The 7,775-nt window shown below is 34.8% G+C and carries 9 protein-coding genes and 1 riboswitch; of the genes, 2 read left to right on the forward strand and 7 right to left on the reverse strand.

The window, feature by feature from the left end:
• The coding region (gene greA, locus ABIQ27_RS14235; protein ID WP_348034582.1) for a transcription elongation factor GreA at positions 1-417 on the reverse strand (417 nt) is incomplete at its 3' end.
• Positions 418-597: 180 nt separating this feature from the next.
• Between greA and ABIQ27_RS14240 the strand changes: the two genes are divergently transcribed.
• Entirely contained in the window at positions 598-1,011 is a 414-nt protein-coding gene (locus ABIQ27_RS14240; protein ID WP_348034583.1) for a hypothetical protein, read from the forward strand.
• Between the two features lie 38 nt (positions 1,012-1,049).
• Here ABIQ27_RS14240 and ABIQ27_RS14245 read toward each other — a convergent pair whose 3' ends face one another.
• From ABIQ27_RS14245 to ABIQ27_RS14270, 6 genes are all read right to left on the reverse strand, one after another.
• Positions 1,050-3,242 carry a TonB-dependent receptor gene (locus tag ABIQ27_RS14245; protein WP_348034584.1) on the reverse strand — a complete coding sequence of 731 codons (2,193 nt, stop codon included), beginning with the start codon at positions 3,240-3,242 and terminating at the stop codon, positions 1,050-1,052.
• Between the two features lie 80 nt (positions 3,243-3,322).
• Positions 3,323-3,419: riboswitch (TPP riboswitch) on the reverse strand.
• A 76-nt stretch (positions 3,420-3,495) separates the two neighbouring features.
• Positions 3,496-3,897: an alternative ribosome rescue aminoacyl-tRNA hydrolase ArfB gene (arfB, locus tag ABIQ27_RS14250; RefSeq protein WP_348034585.1), complete on the reverse strand. Its 402-nt coding sequence runs from the start codon at positions 3,895-3,897 to the stop codon at positions 3,496-3,498.
• Entirely contained in the window at positions 3,887-5,488 is a 1,602-nt protein-coding gene (locus ABIQ27_RS14255) for a DUF4301 family protein (protein WP_348034586.1), read from the reverse strand. Before ABIQ27_RS14255 ends, arfB begins: the two co-directional genes overlap by 11 nt.
• Positions 5,455-6,069, reverse strand: coding sequence for a nicotinamide riboside transporter PnuC (gene pnuC / locus ABIQ27_RS14260; RefSeq protein WP_348034587.1), 615 nt, complete (start codon positions 6,067-6,069; stop codon positions 5,455-5,457). Before pnuC ends, ABIQ27_RS14255 begins: the two co-directional genes overlap by 34 nt.
• Positions 6,050-6,823 (reverse strand): geranylgeranylglyceryl/heptaprenylglyceryl phosphate synthase, encoded by a 774-nt coding sequence (locus ABIQ27_RS14265; protein ID WP_348034588.1) that lies wholly within the window; start codon positions 6,821-6,823, stop codon positions 6,050-6,052. Before ABIQ27_RS14265 ends, pnuC begins: the two co-directional genes overlap by 20 nt.
• 72 nt (positions 6,824-6,895) lie before the next feature.
• Positions 6,896-7,534: a 4-phosphopantetheinyl transferase gene (locus tag ABIQ27_RS14270; RefSeq protein ID WP_348034589.1), complete on the reverse strand. Its 639-nt coding sequence runs from the start codon at positions 7,532-7,534 to the stop codon at positions 6,896-6,898.
• Between the two features lie 137 nt (positions 7,535-7,671).
• Here ABIQ27_RS14270 and ABIQ27_RS14275 point away from each other — a divergent pair.
• The coding region (locus ABIQ27_RS14275) for an adenosylhomocysteinase (RefSeq protein WP_348034590.1) at positions 7,672-7,775 on the forward strand (104 nt) is incomplete at its 3' end.

Raw genomic sequence — 7,775 nt, forward strand, 5'->3', positions numbered from 1 at the left:
CGCAACCTGTCCAACCGATTTTCCTAATAATCCTTTACCAATTGGGGAAGTCACAGAAATTTTTCCTGTTTTTAAATCTGCTTCGCTTTCAGCAACCAGTGTATATTTCAACTCCATTCCATTAGCCTGGTTTTTAATTTTTACATTAGATAAAACCAAAACTTTTGAAACATCAAGATGAGTCTCGTCTATCAATCGGGCGTTTGAATGTACTTCTTCCAGCTTGGCAATTCTCATTTCCAGCATTCCTTGTGCTTCTTTTGCTGCGTCATATTCTGCATTTTCAGACAAATCGCCTTTATCTCTTGCTTCTGCAATAGCTTGCGAAGCTTTAGGTCTTTCAATACTTTTTAATTGATCTAATTCTTCTCTCAATTTCTTTAGTCCTTCTGCCGTGTAATATGATACTGTACTCATGATTTCCTTTTTTATATAAATAGAAAAAATCCCATCGCAACGGGATTTCTTTTTGCAAAGATATTATTTTAATTTTATTTCAAAATTGTTGGCGTTTTTTTAACGCTTGTCAAAGTTAATTAAATTAAATTTGTTTCGCTATAGTATTTTAAAAAATTTAATATGAAAAAGATTTATATCGTGTTACTATTTCTGCCATTTCTATTTAGTTGTGATGGAGGAAATATCAATTACAATAATCCAAATCTTCCAAATTACCCGGTTAACTTATCAATAAATATGAGCCTGCCTCAATACAGTAATTTGCAGTTTCCAAGCAACCATATTGTTGATTATACGCAAGGCATAGCCGGTATTGTGGTTTTCAATACAGGCAGTAGTTATCAGGCGTATGATTTAGCTTGCCCTAATCAGCTGTTTGGTAGTGCTTGCTCGTCTGCTATGACAATCAATGGAATAGAGGCAAAATGTAATTGTAATCTTTCTGAAGCCACATATAGTTTGTTTTCAGGACAAAGTCAGGGACAACCGTATCAGATGAAGCCGTATCAAGTACAAATCAGCGGAGGAAATCTCATCATATACAACAATTAAAAAAGTTCTCTCGTTCTATAAACGAGAGAACTTTTGTTTTAGAATTTAAGTGTTGCTCCGGCTAAAAAATTAATTCCTGCCTGCGGATAATATCCGGCACCTTCTACAGTTGTTATAACTCCCGGCGTTGAAAAATCATCATCATAAGTATAGAAGTATCCGTTCGATTCATATTTGTAATCGAATATGTTATTTACCAATCCCGAAAAGAGAATTGATTTTATTCCTTTATTGATATTCCATAAATACGTCACATTCAAATCGTGAACGTTATAGGCTTTTAAAACAGATGTTTCAGAGTCTATATTTCCCATGAATTGTTTCCCGACAAACTTATTCAACAAAGTAATATTCAGGTTCTTTATCGGCGAATAAGTAGTAGAATTTCCAAAAACAATATCCGGTGAAAATGCAATGTTGGTATTCCCTAAATTCTGCAAAATTCCATCACGCTGAAAATAAAAATCGGTATTCTTATTCTGACTCAAAGTGATGTTTGGCCTAAAAGTCAGCTTGTTCATTACTTTGATTACCGATTCTATTTCAAGGCCGTAACGATAGCTATGACCGCTATTCGTGAAAATTGGCGAACCAACATCATTCAACGCTCCTGTCAAAACCAATTGATCTTTGTATTGCATATAAAAAGCATTTGTGTTTACTGTTATGTTTTTAGAATTGTATTTCCAGCCCAATTCATAGTCAAATAAACGTTCGGGTTTGATGTTTCCGTTTTCATAATCATCGCGTCTTGGCTCTTTATTGGCAATTCCCGCATATGCATAAATCGCATTTTTGGCATTCAGCTGATAATTTGCTCCAACTTTTGGGTTGGAAAATCGGAAGGTATCATTCACATCGGCAAAGTCTTCGCTGGTTGCTTTGTAAAAAACCATTCGATACTGTAAATCGGCAAAGAAGTTTATCTTTCCGAATGTCTGCGAAGCTTTTGCATAGAAATTCACATCGTCTTTATTTCCATAATTATCATAATAATGATTTGAAGCCGGAACATAAAACTCTGTCCAAACAACTTCTCCAAAATGCTTTCCTAGATATCTGTTAGCAGCACCACCAAACAAAATATCAGTTTTATTGTTCTTGTAATTCAACGAAAATGTCGTTCCGAAAAAGTCATTATCCAACCATTTTTGTCTGACTAAATCAGCTGTTGGATTTCCTTGAAAATCGGGTAAATTATAATCCGCTAAATCGGCGTCTTCTCTGTATTGCTCATAATATCCTTTTCCTAAAGTATAGTGAAGCGCCACATTGGATGTCCATTTTTCAGACCATTTTTCAGACCAATGCAATTGAAAATGATGTTGCCAATAATTATCGGTTTCATTATCGTAGAATTTTGGATTTCCATTTTCATCAAAATACATTCCGGCCGAATTGAATGTCCTATGATGTTCCAGTAAAAATGGATCTTCAAGTCCGTTCCACGATTGATATGTTTTTTCTGAGCCGCCAAATGCAAGGAATTTTAATGATGTTGATTTTTTTATGTAATTAATATTAAAAAAATAGCCAAACATATTCGTCGAAGCTCTGTCAATATATCCATCGGAAGCAATTTGCGAGATTCTAGCGTTGATTTCAAAATTATCGTGCAAGCCAGTTCCAAAAGCTAAAGTGTGTTTTCGGGTTCCGAAACTTCCACCGGAATTCGAGATTTCTGCATACGCTTTTTCCTGAAATGATTTGGTTTCCATGTTTAAACTTGCGCCAAAAGCTCCGGCGCCATTAGTTGAAGTTCCAACGCCGCGTTGCAACTGAATGCTTTCTAATGAACTTGCAAAATCGGGTAAATCCACAAAATAAGAACCCTGACTTTCGCTGTCATTAAACGGAACTCCGTTCAGCGTTACGTTAATTCTCGAACCATCTGCGCCACGCACACGCATGTAAGTGTAACCAACGCCATTTCCGGCATCAGTTGTTGTAACAACCGAAGGCAAATAGTTTAGTAAAATTGGAATGTCCTGCCCTAAGTTTCTGGGAGCAAGTTCTTCTTTGGTCACATTGGTGAACGTAACCGGATTTTTTTTGCCGGCACGAACTCCGGAAACCAAAACTTCGTCGAGTTGGTTGACTTTGGTTGTGTCTTTGACTTGCTCTTGAGAGAAAGAGAAAATAGAAAATAGAAAATAGAAAATAGAAAACAAGACTGTCTTTGTTCTTTTCTCTTTGTTCTTTGTTCTTAAAAAATTGAATAAAATTTCCATTCGTAAAATATTACGAATAAAAAGAGGTAATTATTCTTTGTTAAAATTAAATGTTTGTTTCCTGTGACAAAGTCAGCGTGCACTCTGTTTTGTCACTTTTCCTTAAACAGCATTACCTGTTCTAAGTTCATTGGGTATAATCTCAGCTCGTTATTTAGAGCACCCCTTTTGAGACGAGGCAAAGATATACAATATCAATGGCAAAATTCAATAATCAAAATATAACATTGTAATTGATTTTTGATATTGATATTTAAAACTCCGGTTTCTTTCTGCTTCCCTTAATTTCCGAAATGTTTCGCTTTTCTTTGATTCGTTTTTCAATAACGGAACGTGGGACTTTGGTAGCCTTTCGTTTTTTGGGAACTACCAAAGCTTTTTGTATCAATTCTAAAAAACGCTTAGTTACGTTTGCTTTGTTTTTAAGCTGGCTTCTATCTTCATCACAGTTTAAAATCAGAAGATTTTCAGAAGTTAATTTGGTTGCCAATTTGGTTGAAATCAATATTTTTTCTTCTTCGTTTAAGGCTTGAGAAGCATTCAAATCAAAAGTCAGCACTACTTTGGAAGAAACTTTGTTTACATTTTGCCCACCAGCACCGGAACTTCTAACGGCTTTAAAATTAAGCTCCGAAATGATTTTTTTAGCTTCCATATTGTGGTTGATGCGCAGGTTTCAGCAAATCGTTTACTGTTTTAACCGGATTGAAAGTAACCAATGGAACTTCAACAAAAACGGTAATCCATTTTGCCATGGCCCCATTCCAAAGTCCCGGCAATTCGTAGCCTTTCAAGTCTTTCCCTTTGTTGTTTTTATGAACAATAAAGCCTGTGCTTGTGTCAATGAAATGTGTTAAATCAAACTTTTCACCACGATAGTTTTTGGTAGCACAAATTAAATCCACCGGATTAAAATGGGTTGCTTTTGCCAAAATTGCTGCCTGCTCTTTATTGTGAATATCAACCTGAGAGCTTTCTACAATTTGCAACGAGACATTGCCTTTATAACTTCTTACCCAAAATGGTCCGCCGCCGGGTTCCCCTTCATTTTTTACCATTCCGCAAACTCGAATCGGGCGGTTTAATTTGTTTTTTATAAACTCTAATTTGTTCTCTAAAGTATATTTATAAAAATCTTCCAAAACATCGATGCTCAGTTTTTGCTCAATGAAATCAATAATTTCAGGTATATGCCTTTCTGCTATTTCATCATTTTCTACAGCCTTCAGGATTTTGAAAATCTGCTGCTGCAAATCGATTAAAACACCTGCCAATCCTTTTTTATACAACGTAATTTGATCGATGTGATTTTGAATTACATTGTCAATATTTTTGATAAAAATCACATCCGCCTCAAGGTTATTCAGATTGTTTATCAATGCGCCATGACCGCCCGGACGAAAAACCAACTGTCCATTTTCATTTCTGAACGGTTGATTATTTGGCATTACCGCAATCGTATCTGTGCTTTTATCCTGATGCGAATAGCTGACATGGAGCGAGGTTTTAGATTTATCTTCAACCTTTTGCTTTACTTTATCAATAATTGTCTGGAATAAATTTTCGTGATGGTCAGAAACCGTAAAATGCAAATGCGAAACTGAATTCGAGCTGGCATAAAAAGCACATTCATTCAAATGTTCTTCCGCCGGACTTGCGATTTCTGTGTCGTATTTGTGGAAATCCAAAACGCCTTTTGGTTTATTGCAAAAATCAAAATGTTCAGGCGACAACATTGCTTTAATGAACCGGTAACTCTTCTCATGGCTTTCCAAGGAATAATAATCCGGGTACAGCTCTTTTAATTTGGTTTTTATCTTTTCATAGAATGGAAACTTCTCGATTCCGGCTAAAAATGTTGGCAGATTTTTGTCTTTCTTTCTGTTGATATAAGCATTAATAGTTTCATTTTCATGGTCGAAATCATTGATAAACTCGTTTAAGAACTTAAACATTCTGCTCGCTGCGCCCGAAGCCGGAACGAATTTTTTGAGTTTTAATTCATTCTTTTTTGAATCAAAAAAATCGGCAGATTTTTGAAAATCTTCATTCGATAATTTTAGGATACCATCATTTATAGTCGCGGGCTTTTCGAGTGCAATCTTTGGTATTCCCAATTGAAACAACAAAAGTTCAGCTTCAATTTTATCCAAAGAAATGCCCAAAGCTTTGATTTGTGCAAAATCTGCTTCAGTAAAATCGTGCTGTTTTATTAAACTGTTTTTTGTTGTAGCGTTTTCTTCCATTCTAAATAAGCCATTATTGCTAAAATTGTGAAGATTATGTATTGTAATGAAAGCATTCCTAAACCTCTGTAAGCAAACAAAGGAACTACGATGCAATCGCCAATAATCCACAAAGTCCAGTTTTCGATTTTCTTCAATGCCATATACCACATTGCCGTGAAAAAAATACCGGATGTAAAAATATCAATATAATTAGGAACTTCAAGGGTGTAATCGAAAAAAACGTAAACAAAATAAGTGATAATCATAGTTAACACAAACAATCCTACACCTATAATTTTTTCACGTTTTGTAGTTCTTGTAATTTCTAAATCGGGTTCGTTTTTACTTTTTGCCCATTTGTACCAACCATAAATGCTCATGACAGAATAATAGAAGTTCATGGTCATGTCGCCATAATATTTTGCCTGATACAATAAATAAACTGTTATCACTGTCGCAATTAATCCAGTTGGATAAACTAAAATATTCTCCTTTTTGGCATAATAAACGCTCGCTATTCCGAATACAAAAGCCAAAAACTCCAAAGTTATTTGGGTTGTTGAGGCATTTTTATATTGGTCAAATAGGAATTGGAACATTTAAATTTGGGATTTGGGATTTGGGATTTGGGATTTGGGATTTGTTTTGAAAAAAATTTATATCATTTTCAAACGCTGTTCCAATAACTACCAAATCGGCTCCAGCAGTGAACGCTTCGTCGATTTGTTTTTTGGAACGAATGCCGCCGCCAACAAACAACGGAACTGAAATTCTATTCGAAACGGTTTTTATGATTTCGGGCGGAACAGCATTTTGTGCGCCGCTTCCCGCCTCGAGATAGATAATTTTGTTGCCGATTAATTCGCCTGCTTTTGCGGTTTGGGCAATATATTCAGCATTATTTTTTGACAACGGTTTGGTTTTACTAACTCTTTCAACAGCCGTTTCGGCGCCACTTTCTATTAAAATGTATCCCGTAGAAATAATCTCAAGATTGGTTTTTTCCAGAATCGGAACGGCGTTGATTTGATGTTCTACCAAATAATCCGGATTTCTTCCTGAAAGCAGCATCAGAAACAAAATTCCGTTCGCTTCTGCTGAAATTTGTGATGGATTTCCCGGGAAAAGCAAGATTGGTAATTTGATTTTTGATTTTAATGTGATAATGATTTCATCCAAATGATTTCCGTTAAACGAACTTCCACCAACAAAAATATGCGTTGCCGGAGATTGATTTATTTTTGATATTAGAGTCTCAATTGAACTTAAATCCAACTTATCTGGGTCAAGAAGAATCGCGAGAAGCTTTTTATTTTGTGTTTTAGAATTAAGTATTTCCTGGTAGATTTCCATTTTTATTTTTTTGCCTCGAATGCACGAATATTTTTTATTTTACCCTTTAAATTTATTCGTGAATTCGTGGCTTTACATATTTATTTTCTTTTCAAACGTACAAACAAAAACATAATTTTCGATAAAATCAAAAAGGATATCGAAGTATTCTATCTTATTATTAAAGCGCAATTCGACAGTGCATTTTTTGTCTTCCAGCATAAAATCATCTTCAAAAATATGATCTTTAAAGCTGATTCCGATTTCATTCTTAATCTTAAAAACAGATTCTTTGATTCCCCAAACCACAGTTGCTTTTATCAGTTCATCTTCCTTGCTCAGATTTTCCAAATGCGAAACATCCATAAATCTTGGAGCCAGTTTTAGTGTTTTGTCTTTTAGGATTTCTAAGTCGGCACCAATGTTTACATCACTCAAAACTATTACCGAAAAATCATTGGAATGAGAGATAGAAATATGCTTTCCGTCATTGAGATGTGGTTTCCCAAACTCATCATAATACAAATCAAAATCGGTATAACCCGCTTCCATCAACAATCTTCTGACACCTAAAAACCCTTTTTGGTGACTTTCAGCTTTCATATTGTCAACTCTTGCCAAAGAAACATCTTTCAACGCAACGCTCTGAAAAAGTTCATCAAAGGTTTCGGTTATTTTCCAAACCAACAACTGAGTGTAATCGTTTAACGTTATGATTTTTAGTAGTGGCATTCAAATTTTAAATTATCTGTTTGTATTTCAGAAAATTAAGTGGCTAAACAAATCATAAAAAAGCAAAAAACACTTTTTTAATTCTTTCTTATTATGTAATTTTGCACCGAAATTAAAAAAACAAATATACATAATAGATGAGTACACAAACATTACCTTATGTAGCTTTTAAAGTGAAAGATATTTCACTTGCAGCTTGGGGAAGAAAAGAAATTGAATTAGCAGAAGCTGAAATGCCAGG

Origin of the sequence: Flavobacterium sp. (assembly GCF_039916025.1) — a bacterium.
Taxonomy (GTDB): domain Bacteria; phylum Bacteroidota; class Bacteroidia; order Flavobacteriales; family Flavobacteriaceae; genus Flavobacterium.

What these genes read in the sequence shown, in the direction of transcription:
- ABIQ27_RS14255 (WP_348034586.1), bottom strand. Translation starts at nt 5,488, where the DNA reads ATGGAAGAAAACGCTACAACAAAAAACAGTTTAATAAAACAGCACGAT.
- ABIQ27_RS14265 (WP_348034588.1), bottom strand. Translation starts at nt 6,823, where the DNA reads ATGGAAATCTACCAGGAAATACTTAATTCTAAAACACAAAATAAAAAG.
- arfB (WP_348034585.1), bottom strand. Translation starts at nt 3,897, where the DNA reads ATGGAAGCTAAAAAAATCATTTCGGAGCTTAATTTTAAAGCCGTTAGA.
- ABIQ27_RS14245 (WP_348034584.1), bottom strand. Translation starts at nt 3,242, where the DNA reads ATGGAAATTTTATTCAATTTTTTAAGAACAAAGAACAAAGAGAAAAGA.
- pnuC (WP_348034587.1), bottom strand. Translation starts at nt 6,069, where the DNA reads ATGTTCCAATTCCTATTTGACCAATATAAAAATGCCTCAACAACCCAA.
- ABIQ27_RS14270 (WP_348034589.1), bottom strand. Translation starts at nt 7,534, where the DNA reads ATGCCACTACTAAAAATCATAACGTTAAACGATTACACTCAGTTGTTG.